Origin of the sequence: Chryseobacterium formosum, assembly GCF_026460885.1 — a bacterium.
Classification (GTDB): Bacteria; Bacteroidota; Bacteroidia; order Flavobacteriales; family Weeksellaceae; genus Chryseobacterium; species Chryseobacterium formosus.
The window spans coordinates 141,089-163,574 of sequence record NZ_JAOVZW010000021.1; the positions used below are offsets into that span (position 1 = coordinate 141,089).

General features: G+C 33.0%; 20 protein-coding genes. 12 read left to right on the plus strand and 8 right to left on the minus strand.

Annotation, left to right across the window (positions count from 1 at the left end; all coding sequences use genetic code 11):
• Positions 1-93 precede the first annotated feature (93 nt).
• From OF897_RS17240 to OF897_RS17270, 7 genes are all read left to right on the plus strand, one after another.
• Positions 94-531, plus strand: a complete 438-nt coding sequence (locus OF897_RS17240; protein ID WP_267266918.1) for a nuclear transport factor 2 family protein — start codon at positions 94-96, stop codon at positions 529-531.
• 121 nt (positions 532-652) lie between these two features.
• Complete coding sequence (locus OF897_RS17245; protein WP_267266919.1) at positions 653-1,531, plus strand: helix-turn-helix domain-containing protein; 879 nt, start codon at positions 653-655, stop codon at positions 1,529-1,531.
• A gap of 85 nt (positions 1,532-1,616) precedes the next feature.
• Entirely contained in the window at positions 1,617-2,207 is a 591-nt protein-coding gene (locus OF897_RS17250; protein WP_267266920.1) for a sugar O-acetyltransferase, read from the plus strand.
• Positions 2,208-2,217: 10 nt separating this feature from the next.
• The gene (locus OF897_RS17255) at positions 2,218-3,255 is read left to right on the plus strand and encodes an alpha/beta hydrolase (RefSeq protein WP_267266921.1); all 1,038 of its coding nucleotides are present in this window, start codon (positions 2,218-2,220) and stop codon (positions 3,253-3,255) included.
• Positions 3,256-3,424: 169 nt separating this feature from the next.
• Positions 3,425-3,844, plus strand: coding sequence for a cupin domain-containing protein (locus OF897_RS17260; protein WP_267266922.1), 420 nt, complete (start codon positions 3,425-3,427; stop codon positions 3,842-3,844).
• 72 nt (positions 3,845-3,916) lie between these two features.
• Positions 3,917-4,738, plus strand: coding sequence for a carboxymuconolactone decarboxylase family protein (locus OF897_RS17265; protein ID WP_267266923.1), 822 nt, complete (start codon positions 3,917-3,919; stop codon positions 4,736-4,738).
• Positions 4,683-4,883 carry a putative quinol monooxygenase gene (locus OF897_RS17270; RefSeq protein WP_267266924.1) on the plus strand — a complete coding sequence of 67 codons (201 nt, stop codon included), beginning with the start codon at positions 4,683-4,685 and terminating at the stop codon, positions 4,881-4,883. Before OF897_RS17265 ends, OF897_RS17270 begins: the two co-directional genes overlap by 56 nt.
• A gap of 69 nt (positions 4,884-4,952) precedes the next feature.
• Here OF897_RS17270 and OF897_RS17275 read toward each other — a convergent pair whose 3' ends face one another.
• Positions 4,953-5,336 carry a winged helix-turn-helix transcriptional regulator gene (locus tag OF897_RS17275; protein WP_267266925.1) on the minus strand — a complete coding sequence of 128 codons (384 nt, stop codon included), beginning with the start codon at positions 5,334-5,336 and terminating at the stop codon, positions 4,953-4,955.
• A gap of 278 nt (positions 5,337-5,614) precedes the next feature.
• Between OF897_RS17275 and OF897_RS17280 the strand changes: the two genes are divergently transcribed.
• Positions 5,615-6,538 carry a DsbA family protein gene (locus OF897_RS17280; protein WP_267266926.1) on the plus strand — a complete coding sequence of 308 codons (924 nt, stop codon included), beginning with the start codon at positions 5,615-5,617 and terminating at the stop codon, positions 6,536-6,538.
• 109 nt (positions 6,539-6,647) lie between these two features.
• Here OF897_RS17280 and OF897_RS17285 read toward each other — a convergent pair whose 3' ends face one another.
• A complete protein-coding gene (locus OF897_RS17285) occupies positions 6,648-6,980 on the minus strand; it encodes a DMT family transporter (protein ID WP_267266927.1) in 333 nt (110 codons plus the stop codon).
• A gap of 153 nt (positions 6,981-7,133) precedes the next feature.
• On the opposite strand from OF897_RS17285, the gene OF897_RS17290 reads away from it, so the two are divergent.
• Positions 7,134-7,859, plus strand: coding sequence for an NUDIX hydrolase (locus OF897_RS17290; RefSeq protein ID WP_267266928.1), 726 nt, complete (start codon positions 7,134-7,136; stop codon positions 7,857-7,859).
• Between the two features lie 15 nt (positions 7,860-7,874).
• Here OF897_RS17290 and OF897_RS17295 read toward each other — a convergent pair whose 3' ends face one another.
• From OF897_RS17295 to OF897_RS17315, 5 genes are all read right to left on the minus strand, one after another.
• The gene (locus tag OF897_RS17295) at positions 7,875-8,657 is read right to left on the minus strand and encodes a hypothetical protein (protein WP_267266929.1); all 783 of its coding nucleotides are present in this window, start codon (positions 8,655-8,657) and stop codon (positions 7,875-7,877) included.
• 17 nt (positions 8,658-8,674) lie between these two features.
• Positions 8,675-9,226, minus strand: coding sequence for a DUF7691 family protein (locus OF897_RS17300; RefSeq protein WP_267266930.1), 552 nt, complete (start codon positions 9,224-9,226; stop codon positions 8,675-8,677).
• Positions 9,227-9,363: 137 nt separating this feature from the next.
• Positions 9,364-9,723, minus strand: a complete 360-nt coding sequence (locus OF897_RS17305) for a response regulator (protein WP_267266931.1) — start codon at positions 9,721-9,723, stop codon at positions 9,364-9,366.
• A gap of 48 nt (positions 9,724-9,771) precedes the next feature.
• A complete protein-coding gene (locus OF897_RS17310; protein ID WP_267266932.1) occupies positions 9,772-10,932 on the minus strand; it encodes an FAD-dependent oxidoreductase in 1,161 nt (386 codons plus the stop codon).
• Between the two features lie 24 nt (positions 10,933-10,956).
• Positions 10,957-11,703 carry a helix-turn-helix domain-containing protein gene (locus OF897_RS17315; RefSeq protein WP_267266933.1) on the minus strand — a complete coding sequence of 249 codons (747 nt, stop codon included), beginning with the start codon at positions 11,701-11,703 and terminating at the stop codon, positions 10,957-10,959.
• A gap of 126 nt (positions 11,704-11,829) precedes the next feature.
• On the opposite strand from OF897_RS17315, the gene OF897_RS17320 reads away from it, so the two are divergent.
• Entirely contained in the window at positions 11,830-13,182 is a 1,353-nt protein-coding gene (locus OF897_RS17320; protein ID WP_267266934.1) for a WG repeat-containing protein, read from the plus strand.
• Positions 13,183-13,191: 9 nt separating this feature from the next.
• Here the strand turns inward: OF897_RS17320 and OF897_RS17325 are convergent, their stop codons facing one another.
• Positions 13,192-13,968, minus strand: coding sequence for a DUF4919 domain-containing protein (locus tag OF897_RS17325; RefSeq protein WP_267266935.1), 777 nt, complete (start codon positions 13,966-13,968; stop codon positions 13,192-13,194).
• Between the two features lie 1,122 nt (positions 13,969-15,090).
• On the opposite strand from OF897_RS17325, the gene OF897_RS17330 reads away from it, so the two are divergent.
• Positions 15,091-15,303, plus strand: coding sequence for an SMI1/KNR4 family protein (locus tag OF897_RS17330; protein ID WP_267266936.1), 213 nt, complete (start codon positions 15,091-15,093; stop codon positions 15,301-15,303).
• Positions 15,304-16,143: 840 nt separating this feature from the next.
• The gene (locus OF897_RS17335; protein WP_267266937.1) at positions 16,144-21,837 is read left to right on the plus strand and encodes an Ig-like domain-containing protein; all 5,694 of its coding nucleotides are present in this window, start codon (positions 16,144-16,146) and stop codon (positions 21,835-21,837) included.
• The last annotated feature ends 649 nt before the right edge of the window (positions 21,838-22,486 follow it).

Sequence of the window (22,486 nt, forward strand, 5' to 3'; positions counted from 1 at the left end):
TAACAACTAATAAAATGTAAGCAAATATACTATAATTTTGTTCAAAAAATAATTACAGAAAGTAATTGTAAAATTTAATTCAACAACAAAATTATGACATTAGAAATTCTAAAAACAAAAGAAGACCTGAGAAACTTAATCGATGATTATGCATATTTAGGCGACGAAAAAAAGATTACAGAACAATTGGATTTATTTACTCCGGATGTCACTTACAAAGTCTTTATGAATGGAGCTTTGGTAGCCGATGTTTCTGGAAGAGAAAATATGGAAAGTGATTTTAATCTGCATTCTTCGCAAGTAAAAACCTATTTCACATTGAACGGGCAACACACCACAAAAATCGATGGCGAGACAGCGACAGGCGTTTCTTTTTCTCAGATTAAAATGATTCGTGAAGCCGATGGAAAGGATGTTTTGACGGATTACAGCGTAAAGTATGAAGACCAATATGTTTTCCAAAACGGGAAATGGCGGATTAAAGAAAGAATCGGATATTTTGTAATCATTGAATCGAGAACTATTTCGTAAAATTTCAGTTAACAACATTTAAAGCGGTAGAATTTTTTGTTTCGGCAGAGAATTCTATTGGCGTTTTGATATTTAGGTTAAATTTAAAACAAGATAAGTTTGAATTTCTTAATTTTGTCAAATGAAAGAGAAGATAATCAGAGAAGTTTCACAGTTTAACAATGAATTAAAACTACAAGGCTTTAAAGCGTTTCAGATTGAAGGGGATGGTGCCGAAACCAGAACCTACAGCAGAAAGGAATTCTATAAAATCTGCCTGACTACGGGGAAAAGTAAAATTCATTATTCAGATAAAACCTATGAGCAGGAAGGAACAATTCTTTTTTTTGGGAATCCGCATATTCCGTACTCTTGGGAAACGATTTCTACAACGTATGTAGGTTATACGATTCTTTTCTCCGATGAATTCTTTAAAAATTCTGAACGTTCCGAGAGTCTACAGCAATCTTCTTTCTTTAAAATCGGGGGAACTCCTGTTCTAAAAATTACAGAAGAACAAAGGATTTTCCTTAATACCATTTTTCAGAAAATGATTAGCGAACAGGAAAGTGATTATGTATTTAAAGATGAGTTGATTAGGAATTACATCAGCCTCATTATTCACGAATCTCTGAAGATGGAACCATCGGAAAATTACGAGCAAAATAAAAATGCATCGTCCAGACTAACTTCTGTTTTTCTGGAATTATTGGAAAGACAATTTCCGATTGAAACTACTGCAAACCCGCTTCGGTTAAGAACTGCACAACATTACGCTCAGCATTTGAATGTTCACATCAATTACCTGAACCGTGCTGTAAAAGAAGTAACTGGGAAATCAACAACTTCACACATTACAGAACGAATTATAACTGAAGCAAAAGCCCTTTTGCAACACACCGACTGGAGTATTTCCGAAATTGCCTACGCACTCGGATTTGAATATCCAACCTATTTCAATAATTTCTTTAAAAAACAAACAGGAACAAATCCAAAGGCTTTTCGTTTGGAAGAAGTTTGAATTTCTTAATCTTTGGTTTGAATATCATTACTCCGTAGATTAAAGGTGAAGCTAACTTTGTATCTGGAAATCAAATCCAAATACAATGTCAGATTCAAAACATAATTCAGGTTCTCCATTAATTCAGAAAGATATTTTCGAAAGGCTTTTAGCTGGTGAAACTATTCTTCCAAACGACCCGCAAACAGACAGATTGCGAGAAGAAGCTTTTGCTGTAAAAGTTTTGCTTAATCAGATGAATAATTCTTCAAATCCTGAAGAAATTACAGATTTGTTATCTCAGATTTTAGACAAAAATGTTCAGGATGTTGTTGTATTCACGCCACTTTACATCAATTATGGAAAGAATATCAACATTGGTAAAAATGTCTTTATCAATTTCGACTGTACTTTCCTCGCACTAGGCGGAATCACGATTGAAGATGATGTTCTCATCGGTCCGAAAGTCAGTCTGGTCACAGAAAATCATCCGTTAAATCCCGAACATAGAAAAGGCTTAATCTGCAAACCTATTCTCATCAAAAGAAACGCTTGGATTGGAGCCAATGCAACCATTTTAGCAGGAGTAACTATTGGCGAAAATTCCGTTGTCGCAGCCGGAGCAGTTGTTTCAAAAGACGTTCCCGATAATACCGTTGTGGGCGGAGTTCCTGCGAAAATCATTAAACAAATTTAATCCGACAATAATGAAAAAATTCACATTAATAATCGCTGCATTTCTGATGATTTCAGGACAAATAACAGCTCAAACCAAACAAAAATCAAAGAAAATGAATACGACAGAACATTATACTTTTCAAATCAGCGATAAAGTGACACGACAAAAAGTAAGTTTTAAAAACCGTTATGGAATCACACTTTCCGGAGATTTATATCTTCCAAAAAATTCAGGAAATAATTTATCAGCAATTGCAATCAGCGGACCTTTTGGAGCTGTAAAAGAACAATCTTCCGGTTTGTATGCGAATCAAATGGCGGAACGTGGATTTGTTGCTTTGGCTTTCGACCCTTCTTACACAGGCGAAAGTGGAGGAGAACCGAGAAATATCTCTTCATCAGACATCAATACAGAAGATTTTAGTGCAGCAGTTGATTTTCTTGGACTTCAAAAAAATATCGACAGAAATAAAATTGGAATCATTGGAATCTGTGGTTTCGGAGGTTTTGCTTTGAATGCAACTGCCGTTGACAAACGTATAAAAGCAATTGTTACGACGAGTATGTATGACATTCCGAGAAATACTTCAAACGATTATTACGACAAGAGAACTCCTGAGGAACGCACAAAAATTCTGACCGAAATGAGTCTTCAACGTTGGAAAGATGCAGAATCAGGAAAAACATCATATCCTGAAAACGGATTGGGACAAACAACCGAAGCTTCGCCACAGTTTATCAAAGAATATCATGACTATTACAAAACGCCGAGAGGTTTTCACGAACGTTCTATTAATTCAAATGCAGCGTGGTCAAAAACAAGTGGATTTTCATTAATGAATTTTCCGATTTTGTCTTATATCCAAGAAATTTCACCAAGACCGATGTTGTTGATTGCAGGCGAAAAAGCCCATTCAAGATATTTCAGCGAAGACATTTACAAATCGGCTTCCGAACCGAAAGAATTGATGATAATTCCAAATGCTGTTCACGTGGATTTGTATGATAAAACGGATGCGATTCCTTTTGATAAGATTCAGGATTTCTTTAAAATTAATTTGAAATAAATCAGTAAAAATGGTAAGCAATACCGTAATCGGTATAACAATGATTTGATGAAATGGACAGAACTTTGTTTAACAATAAGAAGTCATCAAAATGAAATATTTTTTAACATTAATTCTATTTGTGTTCGGGCAATTGGTTTTAGCACAAAATACAAAAAATCATAATAAAATGAAAACAGACATTCCCAAAATAAGTGATTTTCCGACAGGCGAAGAAAACACTGGTTTTGCCCAATATTTTACAGGCAAATCTTATTTAGCGCCATTGACGAGCAACAAAGATTTAAATGTTCCACTTTCTAATGTCACGTTTGAACCCGATTGCCGAAATAATTGGCACAGTCACACTGGCGGACAATTGCTAATTGTCGTTGGTGGCGAAGGTTTGTATCAGGAAAGAGGAAAACCTGCCCGTCATCTGAAAGTTGGTGATATCGTAGAAATTGCTCCGAATGTCGAACATTGGCACGGCGCAACTGCGAATAGTTGGTTTTCACATTTAGCAACTACAGGAAATCCTCAAAACAACCAAAATAATTGGCTGGAAGCTGTTTCGGATGAAGAATATGCAGAAGCTAACAAAAAATAATTTTCTATGATGAGCAAAAACAAGTTTTTTCAATGGATAATTCTTTTTGTTCTCACATTAAGTTTTACAAAAATGAATGCACAACAAAATACAGCAACTCAAAATTTGAATGCTAAAGAACAAAGTCTGGTAAAGATTTCTTCTTTAACGGCAGTCGGAAATCTTGAAAATCTGAAAGTTCAGTTGAATGCAGGTTTAGATTCTGGTTTGACGATTAATGAAATCAAAGAAGCTTTGGTACAATTGTACGCTTACTGCGGTTTCCCGAGAAGTTTAAATGCAATCAATACTTTTAAAACCGTTCTTGACGAAAGAAAAACGAAAGGAATTAATGATATCGAAGGCAAAAAAATCATCGTCGAAAATAATGTTGAAGACAAATACGAACAAGGCAGAAAAACTTTAGAAGCACTTTCAAAAACTCCTCAATCGAAACCTGCAAAAGGTTTTGGTGAATTTGCTCCACGAATTGATGCTTTTCTGAAAGAACATTTATTTGCTGATATTTTTGTGAGCGATGTTCTAACTTATCAACAAAGAGAATTGGTAACGATTTCTGCTTTGGCTTCTGTAAGTGGAGTTGAAGGACAATTACAATCACATATAGGTATTGGAAAGAATACTGGAATTACGGATAGTCAATTAGAACAATTAGCGGATTTGATACAAGAATCTGTCAGTAAAACGCAAGCCAATACAGTTCGAAAAATCATCGGAAAACCACTTGTTCCAATTATCGAAAATGATATGATGATTCGTATTTCGGAAATAGAAATTATTCCTGAATTTTTTGAAGAATACAAATCAATTAGAAAAAGGTGTGATTGCCATTTTCCCAATGTTTCAGCAGAAAAATCCGACTCAAATCAGAATTGTAGAAATGTATGCGGATAAAGAAGCGTATCAGTTTCATCTTCAAACGCCACACTTTCAACATTACAAAACTTCGACTTTGAAAATGGTTAAATCTCTGAAATTAGTTGATATGGAAAGTCTTGATAAAGAATCGATGTCAAATATTTTTGAGAAAATTAATTAAATTTAATTCTTAGTCTGCTGTTTTGTTCAAACAATTCTGATTTTATCGTCAAAATTTTACTTAAATATTTTAGCTGGGCAAATCTATTTGCTCAGTTTTTTTATGAAATTTATCTCTGTAATCAATTCCCCATTTTGCGATTTCATCAATGACTGAGCTCAGTGTTTTACCGTGTTCTGTGATTTGATACTCAACAGTAATAGGTTTTGTATCAAGAACAGTACGAATGATTAGATGATTCATTTCCAGATCCTGAAGTTCTTTTGAAAGCATTTTCGAACCAATTCCGTCAACTTCCCTTACCAAATCCATAAAACGAAGTTTGTCTCCCAACATTAAAGTACCCAGAATGTGAAATTTCCATTTACCAGAAAGGATTTCCATGGTATCTTTTATTGCCAGAATTCTTTTTTCACAAATTCTGTTATTGTTAAACTCAGGTTCTTTTTTCATAATTCATTAATAAAATTGAAGGTTTGCAAATGTAGAAAATTTAACTACAGTTTCATAGAGGAAAGTAGTTTCATAGAGGAAACTAAGGGTGATTTTCAATGATTGAATTATAAATTTGCATCGATATTTAAAGTATCAACGACTAGGCATCGTTTTAAAAACACAAATGATGAAAAAAGATTTTTCGAATTAAACTGATGAAAATTAAATCCTTAACACTATTTTGTTTCACCATAACTGCATTCCATTGTTCAGGACAAAATAAAAAGAGAGCAAAAATGACAGATTCGACAAACAATAATCCGTTGATTTGTGACCCTGTAGAAGGTGTTTGCGGAGTTCCTGAAAATAATGAAACACTAAAAATTACAATACAAAAATCTGAAAAACCTGTTAAACTTGTTTATTTCACAGACCCAATTTGCTCTTCTTGTTGGGGAATTGAGCCTCAATTAAGAAAATTAAAGCTTGAATATGGTGATAATATTGAAATCGACTACAGAATGGGTGGATTGCTTCCGGATTGGAGCTACAACAGTGGAGGAATCAGCAAACCTTCAGATGTTGCGCATCATTGGGATGAAGTAAGTCTGCATTATGAAATGCCAATTGATGGTGATGTTTGGTTGGAAGATCCGCTAGATTCATCTTATCCGCCTTCGATCGCATTTAAAGCATCTCAAATTCAGAGTAAAGAAAAGGCTGTTTTGTTGATGAGAGAAATGCGTGAAATGTTGTTTCTGAATAAGAAAAATATTGCAAAATGGGAGCATATTGCAACAGCTGCAGAAAGGGTAGGACTCAATGTTGAGCAATTGAAGAATGATTTTGAAGGTCAGGGAAAAATTCTTTTTGAAGAAGATTTAAAATTTGCTAAAGAAAACGCAGTAAGAGGATTTCCATCGATATTTTTTATGAATGATTCAGGAAATAAAGAGATGATTTACGGTACAAAACCTTATCCTTTTTATGAAACAGCAGTTTTGAAAATGTTCCCAAATGCACAAAAAAATGAATATTCAAAAAATTGGGAAGCATTATTTGAAAAATATCCATCACTTACAGCTAAAGAATTTGCTGTTTTATCAGATTTAAAAAAGATTGAAAGTGAAAAAATATTAGACGACCTTTTTATAAGAGGTAAACTGGAAAAACTGACAACAAAAAACGGTTCTTTATGGACTGTAAAAGCAATTAAATAATAAACCATTTCACAAGATATCAATAAATAAAAGGCATGGATTTAACTTTCATGCCTTTTTGTTTTATAAATTTCGTCAAAAAATGTAAACATTAAATTTCACGAAATACTTAATGTGATGCTGATTTTGAGAAAATATTAATCACTACGACGCCTATTATAATTAAAACGATTCCTAGAATTGCAGGTAAATCTAGAGATTGTTTATAAACAAAATATCCGATTAAAGAAATCAGCACAATTCCTACAGCAGACCAGATTGCATAAGCAATTCCTATCGGAATAACTTTTATTGCGTGAGTAAGAAGATAAAACGAAGCCGACATTGCAACCACAAAAATGATTGTCTGTAAAGGTTTTGTGAAGCCTTCTGAAGCTTTTAGAAATGAAGTTGCCACTGATTCGAAAAGTATGGCAAACGCTAAAAATATATAATTTTTCATGTCATTAAATTTAATAATTTCTTTTAATTAAGGATTGTTGATGAAAATTATTTTTAAAAAAAAGTTTTGAGTTTAAGAGGTTAATTATATTTTGTGAAATTGAATTTTTCCAGTCCTGTTTTGGTTGTTATCTTTGTGGTTTAATAAAACTTCATGAATTCTAATTTTATTCAGACTTATGTTTCCGTAGACTGTGTGGTTTTTGGTTTTGACCATGAAAACCGACTGAATATTTTACTGGTTCAGAAATATCTCGATGAAATGCCTGTAGAAAGGTCAAAAAGATTGCCCGGAAGTTTGATTTTGAGCCATGAAGATGTCGATGATGCCGCACAAAGGGTTTTAACTGAGCTTACAGGAATCAAAAAAATGGTTTTGAAACAGTTCAAGTGTTATGCAGACCCGAACAGAGCGAGTAATGAGGACGATATAAAATGGATGGGCAAGGAATATAAACATCAGATTGAAAGAATTATCACGGTTGCTTATCTTTCTCTCTGTAAAATTGACCACAAAATCAACAGCGCAAAATACGATACTGTAGATTGGTGTACAATTGATAAAGTTCCGACGCTTCCTTTTGATCACAATAAAATCATCACAGAATCATTGATAGAAATCAGAAAGTGGATTGAAACTGATTTTTCAATTATTTTTGAACTTCTTCCTAAAAAATTTACCATCAGACAACTGTATCAATTATACAGTTCCTTGAGCGAAAAAAATATTGATATTAAAAATTTTCATAAAAAGATTGCTACATTTTCTTACATTATTCCTTTGAATGAAATGGAGAAAAATGTTTCGCACAGAGCGGCAAGATTTTACAAATTTGATGCTAAAGTTTACAAAAAAAATTATAATAAGCTGATCAAATGATTTAAATATTTTTGATTATAAATCTTTTACTTCAACATTCTTAAAATCAAAAGGGATTTCTTTCACGGAAGCTTTATTTTCAATTAAAAGGTCGATATTGATTTCATTTCTTTCTGAATCGGTCATTTCTTTTTTTAGTTTAATCATTATATAACTGATGCCTGTTTCAGGATTTCTCAATGTCAAATTATTGTAACCAAAATCTAGTTCATCATTTACTACAGGTAGAAAATCTTGATTCTTACTACTTTTGAAAGCATACATTAAATCATAAGAATTAAAATCAATCTTTTTGAAATTTTCATTGTCTTTTAATTTGATAAAAGCTTTTTTAATCTCATCTGAATCTACAATGCTAAAATATAAAGCATTTTCCTTTGCCGTATTTGGGCTGATTAAATTGGTATTTTTCTTTAAATTTTTAATCTTTCCTAATTTTAAATAGGATTTGTTTTGCTCTGAAGGCTTGAAATATTTGAGCTTGCCTTCAATATCAACTGTTTTAAATTTTTTTGAAGGAATTTGATAGCGAATTAAAACATTTGCTCTTCGGAAAATTTGTTCCAAATCACCATTGTCTTTCAGAAATTCGTCTTTATTGGTTTTCGTAGCAATAGTATCTATTTTTATCAAATGAAATTTGTCGGTTGGTTTATTTTCAATTTCCAGACTTAATTCAATAAAATCATCATACTTTTTTGCATTAGAAATAATTACTTTTTCCTGCGAGTACAAAAAAGAACAGATGATAAATGATGTGAAAATCATTATTTTTCCTGTGACAAATTTACTTTGCATAGCTTATTTATTAAGATTTAATACAGAAAGAAAACCAAATCTTTGTCTTCGTCGATTGCTTTATTAAAGGCAAATTCAAAATCTTCTTTTTCTGTTTTTAAATAATCTGCATCAACTCCTTTTCTTTCGGTTAAGGCTAAAAAATTTGATTTTTCTGTCTGTAAATCTGCAGCATAAATACTGTAAACTTCAGGAAAATCTGATGAAAACGGAATAGGAATAAAAGCCTTATAAGTCTCTTTAGGAATTTCCCAATAATAATTCGTTGAAAACTCATCATTTGGTGATTCAACTATTTCTCCAAAATGTTCACAAAGTTTTTCGTAAATATAACCATACAAATATGCAAGTTCTGGAAATCTGATTTCTCCATTAATAATATCAGTTAGAACAGCTTGTGAATTCTTTTCTTCATTTAAATTATCATCAAAATCGAAATCATCATTCAGCTCATCCAATGAATCTGATAATTCGTTTAGAAGAGAAGTCAATATCTCTTGATCTTTGCTTCCGTAAAGTTTTTTAATCTTTGCTGAATCTGTTAAGTATCCTGTTACGTAATATCCCATTAGATTTAATATTAATATTTGTTTTGTTGATATTCAAATATAACAAAAGACTGTGAATTAGTTTCCTGTTTTTAAATTTAAAATGAAGCAAAAAAATACTCCAATTTAACTTTGGAGTATTCTACTATAATATTTTTTTACTGTGCAGTAAGTTTTTCAATTTTCACCAAAACATCATCAATATCGAAAGGTTTTGGGATAAATTCATCGGCTTCACAAGAATTAATTACATTTTCAGCTTTTGCATGAGCACTGATTATCATCACAGGAATTTTTGAAGTGGCTTCATCTTCCTTAATCTGATTGCATAAATCTGTACCGGAACCATCAGGAAGTCTTACGTCCAGGATAAAAATATCAGGAACTACAGATTTATCTCTGCTGTTGAAAGCTTCAACGGTTGCAAAAGAACGCACATCATAATTTTCGAATGACAGGAGCAATTGTAATGCATCTCTGATGCCTGTCTCATCTTCTACGATAAAAATTGTTTTCATAATCCTTGGTTGGCAAAAACAAAGCCAATCTTCAGACTGCTGAAAAATTTAATGATTAAAAAATTCCAACATTGTAGAAAGTGCATTTTTGCTATGCATTTTTTCTCCGTTTTCAATAGATTCTTGTGCAATTACTGAAGCTCTTTCCCGCATTTCTTTTTCATAATGTAAAATGGATTCTAAAGTAGATTTGTATTCATTATTCGTTAAATATTCACTCAGTTTTAAAGCATCAAGCATCGCCATATTAACGCCTTCACCAGCAAAAGGAGGCATTAAATGCGCTGCGTCACCCAATAAAGTCAAATTGTCTTGAGCTTCCCAAGTTTGATCTAAAGGCATACAATAAATCGGACGTGGAATAAACGGAGTAGAAGTATTTTCGAATAATTCATGCCAAATATCGCTCCATTCTGAATAGTTTGATTTGAACCAATCTAAAACCTTATCTCTGTCTGAGAAATCTAATCTACTCTTTATTACCCAATTTTCTTGGGCTTTAAAACTTACATAAAATCCTATTTCTCCATCAGCTTTCTGTCCCATTAAAATATTTTGCTCATTTCCGAATGCCATAATTTTTCCGCCTTTGAGAATTGAAGAAATCTTCGGAACCGAGTTTTCAGCATCATATATATTTCCCTCAAGCATCAAAATTCCTGTATAAAATGGTTTTATATCCGTTAAATAGGGTCTGATTTTCGAGTTGGCTCCGTCTGCAGCGATAACAATATCTGCATAAACATCTTTTCCGTTTTTAAAATGTAAAATCCAGCCTTCATTTTCTTTTTCCATAGATAAAAAGTGGCTGCCCCAAATAATGGTATTTGGCTCTAATGATTCTAAAAGTATTTTTCTTAAAACACCTCGGTCGATTTCAGGTCGGAAATGTTCATACCAGAAATTCTCTTCTTTTTTATCAGTTTCATGCTCGTTGTAGAAAATTTCGGCTTGTGGATTTGTAATTGTTGTTTTATCGGCTCCAACCATGAAATTCTTTTTAAATTCTTCCATCAATCCTGCTTTTTCCAAAGCCGCCAAACCTGAATTTTCATGCAAATCTAAAGGTGAACCCTGTACTCGTGCATTTTTGTTTGTATCTCTTTCGTACACTTTTACATTGACATTCTTTAATTGTAAAAGTTTGGCCAATGTCAATCCACCGGGACCACCTCCGATAATAGCGACTTGTTTATTTTGTAACAACATTCTTTTTAATTTTATAGAGCAAAATTAAGATTGCTTATAAACTAAAAATTGTAAAAATCGGTCATTTTCGTTTTTGTGTAATTCTTTTGGTGAAACTCCGGAAAATTGTTTGATTTCTTTAATAAAATGTGATTGGTCTGTGAAATTGAGTTGAGGGTAAAGTTCCCCTTTATTGATGTGTGGAAGAGAAGCCTGAAAACGCAATATTTTGCAGTAAGCTTTTAATGAAAGTCCGAACTGATGATTGAAATATCTATTGATTTGGCGTGGACTCCATGATATTTTCTCGGAAAGTTCTTTTATTGTGATTTCTCCGTTTGATTCGAATATCAATTTAAATAAATTAAGCTTTCGTTCATCTATTTCTTTAGGTAAAAGAGAACTTATTTTTTGAGAGATTTTTGAACAAAACTTTTCAAAATCGTTCAAATCTTCAATGGCAATATCCCAAAAATCATTAGGTAATACCTTCCCTGAATTGATAATTTGAGCTACCGATTGATTAAAAATATATTCTACAGCAATCGGATTAAAGCTCACTGCACAAAACGAAGAAATTTGATGACTGGTATATTTGGGCTCGGTTTCTAATCCCAATAGAGCAATTTGAAAATCACCTTTATCATTAATTGAAAAATTCAAATCAATTTTTCCGTTGGGAATAATGACAACATCCTGTTGTTGAGAAAGATTTTGTAAAGAAGAAAAACAATATACGAAATCACTTAACGAGATATCTGGTTCGACGAGTTTGAATTCTAAACTTTCCATTTTTTTCTAAAGTAGATTTAAAAATAGCTAAAAATTATTTAATGGGTATCTGAAAAAATCTAAAACGATTTAAATTATTATAAAAAGATAAAGTAGTTTTAATATATTCGCTGCAAAATACCATCAATGAAAAGATTTTCATTATTTATCTGTTCTATTTTATTATTTAATTTCTCCTGCAAAAAAGGTGAAGTCCAGCAAAATGTTTCACAGCAAACAAAGAAAAATGATATTTTTCTGGTTCCATTTCAAGTAGGCAAAAATTGGGGACTTGCAGATACACTGGGAAATATTAAAGTAAAACCACAATATGATGAGTTGGTAAATTTTGAAATTAATTCTGAAAAAACATTACCTACAAGTTCTTATTACCTCATGCGAAAAGGAAATGAGATACATTTTATTGATTCAGATAACAAAAGATATTTTGAAAATTTTGAGATAATTCAAGACGCTGATAAGAATATTTTTTATAAGAAAAATAATCGGATGGGTTTTGCTTATCCGTCTTTTAGCAATGGAGAATGGCAAATAGATGAAAATGCGGCATCTTATCCTTATGATAAAATTACTAAACTGAAGGATGATTTGTTTTTTTACAGCATTGTAAAAATTGCTAACAAAACTGGACTTTTAAAATATGAGAATGAAACTGTAATTCCTGTAAAATATGATTCATTAGACTATTCTGTTAAAAATAAAACTGCTTTTTTTAAAGCTTATTATTTAAATGAGAAGAAAATCGTTAAAACTGAAACATTTACAATAGACCTTACTGCGCCGCCGCCGCCAAGTGTGATTCAAAAAAAACCTTATGAAGAATGGTTAAAAACCGAAAAAGTTCCCGCAGGTGAAAGTTATGCTGCTTTAAAGGACTATAAAAATATTTTCAGAGTTAAAGAAACGCTAAGTCCGATCATTGTAAAAGATAATAAAAGTAATCAATATGCAATTTTTGAAGCGTATTCAGAAAAACCTCTGGAATTTAAATACGATTTGGTATTGCCGGGATTAGACAAGACTTACAGTAATGAGGGGCAAAAGCTTTTTATTGTTAAAAAAGATAACAAATTTGCACTTTTTGCAACTACATATAACAAAGAAAGTGATTGGTATGATTTTATAGAACAACGTACTTTTTACAATCAATATGGAAATTTTATTCCGTACATCGTTGCGAAAAAAGATGTTAAGTTTGGAATGATTGTTTTTGATACAGAGAAGAAAGCTTTTAAAGAATCCATTCCTTTTCAGTTTGATGATATTATTGATGGAAATGTTGTTGTTAAAGACAATTTGTTTGGAGTTTATAATTCCAGTAGAAATAGTGTGAAAATTCCGCCGATTTATAAGACAAAACCTGAAGTTTATAAGAGAATTTCATATAATGGAGATAAGTATCAGATTTATAAGGCGGTTAACAAGAATGATAAAAAAGTATTGATTTTATATAATGGTTTGGAATTATATCGGGATTAAAAACAAGTATTATTTTAAAACTGTGTAATCTCCTTCTTTTAATTGTGGTTTCCAATGAGATAATTCTGAATATTTGATTAAAATTTGATCCATTGCCGCAGAATATCCGTTGTAAGCTCCAAGAAGTCTCTGTTTTTTATCTAGTATCAAGGTTACTTTTTTAGGTTTACATCTATATGCAGCTTCATAGATCGAAAATCCTTCAAAGAAGTTATTAATTAAAAACGGATTTTCAGAATTTCCATCACCATATTTAAAGATTGATGTTATTATTTTGGACATCATTCCAAGATGTTTTGCTGAAAGATTTTCTTCGCCAATCTTTTTGTATGCTAATGAAATTTCTTTGTGACCTGTAATATTATTCGGACTTTTCTTTAATAATATTTGAGCGGTTTTTATGGCGTCGGTATAATTTTTTTCTTCGTTCAGTTTATAAGTACGGTTTGCCAAACTGTCTAAAAGGGTAGGGTCAATATTATTTTTAGAAATATTAAACTTCGTTAAACTGATAATTTGTTCGGCTGTAACCGTTGAGTCAAGTTGAATAATTTTTTCTTCAACATTTTTAAAATAATAAATCGATTTTTTGTCATTCGATAAAGAAAGCGGAATATTAAATTTTGGAAAAACTGCTTGTACTTCTTCGCCATACATTCTTAATGATGAAGATTTATCACTATTAATTTTTTCTTTTGCAGGTGGTTCTGGAGGCGGTGGAGGGATTTGCCCAAACATAAAGTGAGCTAATAAAAGAAAGAGTAGAGTGAAAAGATTTTTTTTCATTTATGTTTAATTTAAAATTTTTATAAAAGTACCAATATTTGTTGTAAAACAAAAAAAGCTTATTGTTTCCAATAAGCTTTTTTTTATGCGGAGAGACGGACTACAATCGAACATTTGATTCCACTTTTATCATTTATAAACAGAATTACTTGAAATTTAATTTCACCAGAGTTATTAAAAGTATCAAAATATTTTGATGCTTTTAGTCATTTAGGTTTTTGCTAGTATACTTCGAAAAAATGAAATCTATAATAGATGAAGAATATAACAATAGGGACATTAATTTAATAGATGAATTTACAAATACAGAATTGATTGATAAGTTGTTTGAGGAAGGCGTTATCATAATTACATGAGGGATTAATCCATATACTTATCCAATCTATAGTATTGAAAACAAAGAAAAAGTAATTGAATTTTTTGGAGAAAGTTATGATTTCCAAAAGGGAGTATATAATTTAAATGAAGAGATTAAAGAATTATCTATTATACCTGGAAATGCGCTGGAAAATTGGGATGAAGTATGTAAGCAAGTATGGAAAAAAAATACCAATTTATTGTAACGGAAAAAAAAGTAATACTTGAACCTAGGAGACTTGTTGACAGTAACGGAGAAACGACAATTTCGTCTTTTTTGGTATATAAGACTGATACTGAATTTCAAGATAATCCTTTACTTAACATTGATTTGTTATATTCTTAGATCTGATAATATTCTCAGAAATTTAATGTATTTTAAGAAAGCTCATTATCGTTTAAAAATCTGATATTTGGTAATGTTCAAAATTTAGTGATAATCACTTTCAGAAATATAATCGATTGTTTTCAGTATTAACTCAAATTTACTTTATAAAAATGAGAGTAAGATAATTCTGCTCTCATTTATTTTGATAATATTCCAAATGTGTTGGTTTCTTTTAATAATTGGCATTTCACATAATGAAATAAAAATGTAGGAATGGATAATGAATAATGAATAATGAATTTATTAATGGAGCAAAAACCTATTAATTTACTTGATTTTAAAAATCTAGAAAAAGAAATAGACGGGATATTTTCCGAGGATTTTAAAGATTATTATTTAAAATTCAATGGCGGATTCCAATAAAGGATTGCTTTTATATGGATAAGTATAAAACTTATTTATCTATTATTGGTTTTATTCCTATTAAGTATCACTATGAGAATAATGATAATTGGACTTTAGAAGAAGCTTTTAACCATTTTAACATGAAAGGATATTTACCAAGTAATTTAATTGCATTTGCATCCGATTATGGTGGAAGTAAATTTTGTATTGATTTAGAAAGTGGAATATATTTAATGTATATATAGATTAAGTCACTCGGGAGCAGCAATTTTATAGTATAATTCGGATAAAGATATTCTCCTCCTTTGGGTAATATAAAATTCTGTTTCTAGTTAAGATTAATAAAAATTAAAAAAATATGTGTGATAAGATGCTTTTTAATTCTTAATTAAAAAATTCAAGTTCAGAGACGACTATATCAATGGGCTATAATACTTGTACAACTTTTAATCATCAATAATACCATATTTATGGTATTTAATAAATGTGTTGATCAGGCTATATTTGATTTATAGTATGAGATACACAGATGGATAAATTTCTCGAACAGCTTGCTATATGTAAAAAGTAAAATAACAATAATTTATTGGAACGCTGAGTAATATCATTTGGTTGAATATTAAGCTATTATATGTAGTGTTTTACATTGCAGATTTGAAACGTAAATTTATAACTCTGATGAATATCTTATTTTATAACTATTAATGTTTGTATAAGTTTGATGATTAAAACTTAAAAAAGTGCTATGAAAAAGCTCTCTTTTATCCGAGGCTGATATTGAACTTTTGTATGCATGATATACAGATCTATTATTAAAATTCTTTACAGTTATGACATGAACTTATTTCTTCTAACGAATGAATTATGAGAAATCATCTTCTATGGGAATAAAACAATACTGCTTTTTCAGAGAATATGCATTCGGGTTCTTATTAATTATGACAAAATTTCTACGGAAAACAGCTTTCAATAGAAGTAAAATTAACATTCCACAAGAGAAAATATTAAAATTACATTATCACTTAAAGATATTAGGAGTAAACGAAAATCCTTTAATAGAGTAGTATAAATTGAAAAATTACAAAATGAAAATCAAATTATTTTTGTTATCATTATTGTTATGGTTTGGAGCTTTACAATCTCAGACCATAACGATTGATTTAAGTACCGGAAAAAACGATGACGGTACTTTAATGAATGCTCCGCCTCCGGATGTAGCCGGAGGAGCTTCTGTAATGGACCCCGATTGGACAGTAATGCGTCCGGGAGAAACTGTTCAGGTAAGTACTAAAACAAGACACACTTATTCCGGATGGTCTTTTCCTGGTTTAGGTGTAACAGGAAATGCTTTGCAAAGCCGGTGGATTACGGATAAAGATGGATTGTTTAACGTGGGAGACGGTTATTACTATTATTATAGCAAAACCTTTACGATACCTAGTGGAACTACCGATGCAACACTTAATCTCAGATCATTAAGCTTTGTAAGAAACTGGACATATTTGGTAAGGACAGATGTATCCCCAAATACGGAAGAGTTAATTGTCCAAACAACATGGATGAGTGATGGAGCCAAAGGCTGGCTAAACTCAAGAAGTCCGGAAGTTATCAATAAGCCGATTACTCCCGGAACATATATCATAAAAGTAAAATTATATACTAATAATGGTGGAGTAACCAATGCAGTAAATGTACATGGTTTGGTTAGTTATACTCCTCAAACTTGTGCAACTCCTGCTCCGTCAGTAAGCACTCCGATTGCTTACTGCCAAAATACTACTGCATCTCCGCTATCTGCAACGGGAACAGCGTTATTGTGGTATAATGCAGCAACAGGAGGAACAGGAAGTACAACTGCTCCGACTCCTTCTACAAGCAGTACAGGTACAACTTCTTATTATGTTAGTCAAACCCTCAACGGTTGCGAAGGACCAAGAGAGAAAATAGATGTAACGATAAATGCTGGTCCTGTCTCTCCCGCAGTAAATACTCCTGTTACTTATTGCCAAAATGCCGCTGCATCTCCACTTTCAGCAACAGGAACGGGCTTATTATGGTACACTACAGCAACAAGAGGATCAGGAAGCACAATTGCTCCAACTCCTTCTACAAACAGTACGGGTACAACTTCTTATTATGTAAGCCAAACTATAAACGGTTGTGAAAGTACACGTTCTTTAATAGATGTAGTGGTAAGTAGCACTCTTGGTTTACCCGGAGTAAATTCTCAGATTACTTACTGTCAAAATGAAACAGCATCTTCTTTGTCTGCAACAGGTACAGGATTACTTTGGTATACTACAGGTACAGGAGGAACAGGAAGTACTACCGCTCCAATACCGAGTACTAATGTAGCAGGAAGTACAGATTATTGGGTAAGTCAATCTGTAAATAGTTGTGAAGGTTTAAGGGCCAAAATAACGGTAACAGTTAATGCAGGTCCTAATACACCTGCAACTGGCGTTATTACCCAGCCGTCATGCTCTGTATCCACAGGATCGGTAATATTAAGTGGGCTGCCTGCAGGAAACTGGACTATCATCGCCAATCCCGGAGGTGCTACCTTAACCGGAAATACCTCAACAGCAACTTTCACTAATTTGTCACCCGGAACCAGTTATTATTTTAATGTAAAGACCGCTACAGGATGTACTTCTGTATTATCGGATGAGGTAGTAATTAACTCTATATCCGGTATTACGGGTAATGATAAAGTTTGTAAAGGAAGTTCTATTACTTTATTGGTTCCCTCTAGCATACAAGGAGCAGGTACAAACCCATGGAGCTTAAACTCTGCAATTAGCGGAGTAACTCTTATCAAAGATGCTAATAATCCAAATGTGGCGACTATGACAGTAGCAGCTTCAGTAACGGCAGCTTCAGCAATAGTTAGATTTACGACAACTACAGGTTGTGTACTCACAAAAACTGTCAGCATAGGAACAGTTGTAACTCCTACATTTAGCACACCTGCTATACCTTCTTCTATCTGTTTTGGTCAGAATTATACACTTCCGACTACTGCAAGCAATACGGTTATGGTTAATGGAGTTGCAACACCTATCACAGGAACTTGGTCTCCTGCAATAGTCGATAATATGGTAAAAGGTATTTACACTTTTACTCCTAATCAGCTTCAAGGATATTGTATCAACTCTACTTCCGTTACCATTAGTGTTAGTAACAGCTTGGAGAGATATAGCGGAGATGCGTATCAGACAGTAAATGCAGGTACGCCTATTCAAAAAATTCTATACAGAATTGTTGGAGGAACGACTGCTACAGTGGCAGGACTACCGACGGGAGTTACCTATTCTGTTGTAGCAGGTATGGGCAATATAGGTAAGGATATAAAAATTTCAGGAACGCCTACAACACCCGGAACATATAACTTTACTGTTACTGTACCAAATGCTTCTTGTTCGGCAACAGCGACGGGTAAAATTGTTGTAAATCCCACAGGAACCGTGGACTGGACCCTTGCTCCCAACAGTTACATTTTTACAGGTAAAGACGATAAAGATCCCACGAAAGATGTGGATGGTATAAAAATTCCTGTAAAAAAAGCATTTGCTGTTTGGAAAGATGACCGTGATCCTGTCGTTTCATTTAATACACCTGTTCCGGCAGGAAGCCAACTCTCTGCTTATGTGTATTGGGAAGATGTTTCCGGAATAATAAAAAGTGATGCTTCCTATAAATTGAATTTAGACGGAAGCGGAGAAGATGCTAAAATTCTGGTTCCCGTAAATAAAGCTAAAGGAGAAGGAAATGCAGTAATAGCACTACACGCAGGCTCTAACGGAAATAGCAGTGATCCAATATACTGGAGCTGGCATGTTTGGATAACCGATGATCCACGCATTAATGGCTCTGCCTATAATCAGGGATTTGAAAAAGATAAGAATGGAGTAAATGCATTTGCTGATTGGAAATGGATGGATAGAAATCTGGGTGCTACCAATGCTCAGTTTTTAGGGAATGATTGGAATAAATCTGCGGGTCTTATGTATCAATGGGGAAGAAAAGACGCTATTCCTCCAATGACCTATAAAGACGGGACAAGTTATGAAATACATGGGGAAATAGGAAAAGGTAGAAAATTTAACCCTTTTGCTCCGGTAGGATCAGACAAATTTGAATTCGGTTGGAAATTAAGACCTAATAATGCTGTTACCTTAAACAATCATAGTGAGGTCGCTCAAAATTTAAAATATGCCGTAAACCATCCATTACAATTAATTACATATACTAACTTTCTTGGTGAAACATGGTTTTCAGATCAGGAATACAGGGTAACGGGATTTATGGATGGAGCATATTATAGTAACAGAATTTCATGGGATCTGTGGTCTGATAATAGAAACGGTATGTTTTCTCAGCAGGGGCATACTTATAAAGTTGGAACAACAAATGTAATTACTGAAGTAGGATTAGATAGTCAGATATACAAATTAAAATCTTCTTATGATCCATGCCCTTGCGGTTGGAGAATCCCTTCTCATTACGGAGGCAGCTTAGGCGGAGGAACGGGCAATAACAATTCAAGTCCGTGGGGAAGAGGCGGAGGAGGAAATGACGATGCATATAATGACTATACTACTGCATTTGTTTTATCACCTTCAGTAAATGAAGGAAAACCTTTTTCATATATTAGTCTAAAAACTAATAATTCAATGTTGTCTAATATTAAAGTATATCCTTCCTTAGGATTTGATTTTAGCGGACAGTCAAATAGAAAACTTGATTATTTCCCGTTAACAGGAGCTTATGTATATTTCGGACCGCAAGAGAAGGTGGATTATTACCGTGCATCAGAAGGAGTTTCTTATGTTAACTGGCTGGCTACTGCAGGATTTCCAACATCTACATACTCTCCTTGGAACGGAATCCGTGGTATGGGTATCGTTGCAGATTATAAAACGACTCCGGATAAATTGAATCTTAGCTACAGTATTGCTCAGACCTCAAGAATTAAAGGAGCGGGAACTGTAAGATGTATTAAAGATCCTAATGATACTTACATGCCTTCAGTATTCAAAACAGATTATATATATCCTTCTGCTAGTGCACAATATACTGTAGAAAATTTAAAGTCTTGGTCTAAAGAACCGAACAGCTATATTATTGCTCCCGCTGATGTATCCAAAACATTCAGCATTAAGAAGGCTGTAGCAATGCATAAGCTTTATTTGACAGACAATGCAGATTTTCCTGCCGATCTTAGTGTTAGCGTATATTGGACTACTAAAGACAATAATATAGATCCTATAAATGCTGTTTATTCGGCGGGTTCTAATCCTGAAGATGGTAATATCACAATAAATAGAACAGCCGGACAATATGGTAATGCAGTTGTGGCGCTTCATAACGGAACGGCACAGTCTTCTCCGGTTATTTGGAGCTGGCATATTTGGTTACCTGAAACAGAACCTGTAGGTATTGAAGAATACTTAACCGAGATTCCTTATGATATTACCGCAAATAGTACTGCAAGCGGAATTTCCCCAAGTGGACATGTCATAAACAATTCTTATAGTCTTGTATTGCCACCTTTAAAGACTGTTTTTATGGATAGGAATCTGGGTGCTTTGAAGGCTTTTCCAACTACTGCTACATCTATAGATGATAATGAGTACAAAAAGACAATAGGATTGCATTATCAATTTGGTAGGAAAGATCCGTTACCGAGCTTTTTAGATGGAAACATTTACAGAAACGGTCAGTTGATAGGAGCAGCTCAATATAATAGTACAACCGGAGGGTATATCTCCAATTATTCTCAGTATGCCGGTAACGTTACATCCACAAATAAAAGAGAATTTGCTGTAAAGAAGGTATTGAAGTATTCTGCTGAAAACCCGCTTACTTATTTGAATCAGGATATTACAAAAACAGGTACATTGGGAGGTGCTTCGTATGAAAAGCCTAAAGACTGGATCAGTGAAGACCAAGGCATAGCTTTTGAGCGTTGGGGACACGCAGGTGAAAAATCTCCTTTCGACCCGTGTCCTGAAGGATGGAGAGTTCCCGATAATTCTTACTCGTTTGCAAGCAGCTATACCGGAGACGGAGTAAAAGGTAATTCTCCATGGTATCTGGGAGGCAAAGCCATCACAGACCCTAATCCTAACAGCGTAAGTAAAATAGGGATAGGGCAGACATACAAAGCATCAGCCGAAAATGACTATAAAGGAGTTTTGGTAAATTCTGCTTTAGGAAATCATGCAGGATGGGTATTTAACGGAAACAACAATGGCAAGTCTTATAAAATAGGAAATTACCCTCTTGCAGGAGTTAGAACCGGAAGTTCTGTCGTTGCTAATGAAGTAGGAGTATGGTCAGCATCAATGGACGATGCTATGTTTGGTAATGCTCTTGGATTGCGGATAAAATCAGGATTAATGACCACAGGTATAGGAATGAATCCTTATTCTGCGATGTCTTGTCGTTGTGCAAAAGACGAACCTAGATATCTTGGGATACCTGTAACCAATAACTCGGGGGTACAAGCCCGAACAATATTGGCGTCTGAAGAAGTACAGCAAAAAGTTAAATCCGAAAAGCTGGTTCTTTATCCTATTCCTGTAAGTAGCATATTATATATCAGTGCTAATGATAACAAAGATTATTATTACGAAGTGTATAATATGTCCGGACAGCTTGTGAAAAAAGGCAAGTTTGAAAATAAGCAAACTGACGTTTCCGGTTTAATTTCCGGAGCTTATCTGGTAAGGATTAACGATTCGGATGCTGTGGTTAAAATAATCAAAAAATAAAGATAAACTAAGTATCTGAAAGAGCATAAAGATCTGATAACTTTATCTGTATTTTGGATAAAGTGTAACATTAAACCACGCCGAAAGGCGTGGTTTAAGTATTATCAATAAGACTCCCTCTCACACGAACAGATGTTGAGAGAAAAAACCTCTACAAAAGGAAAAATCCTTTATTGAAAGACTTTGTACCAGGTGGTTCAGATGTGGAGTTATTGCATTTGCTTAAACCATTATGAATAATGTTGAAATCAATGTATTCATTGTAATTACAGCTACTACTGTGTTAAAGCAGGAATAACATCACAAAATAAGCAACGCTATCAGTACAAAAAATTTAAAATCAAGCGTATCGATATGGTGTTAACAATGATATTAGGTTACTATATTTTTAAATGTACCAGATTTTATTTTTATGATTCGACATACATTCAAACATATTATTGCTATAGTTTTTGGTAACTATATACTTTATTGTACCTAATAGATGATATTCTTAAAATTTTCCCTTCTAATTGATAAGGATTATAATTTTCATGAAAAATAGTGAAGAAATTTCCTGTTAGTACATATAAGCGTATAGTTTCCAATGTATTACGAAGAATATTTAATTTGTATTTAGTTAATAAGGTTTATATAAAGATTAAGTTTG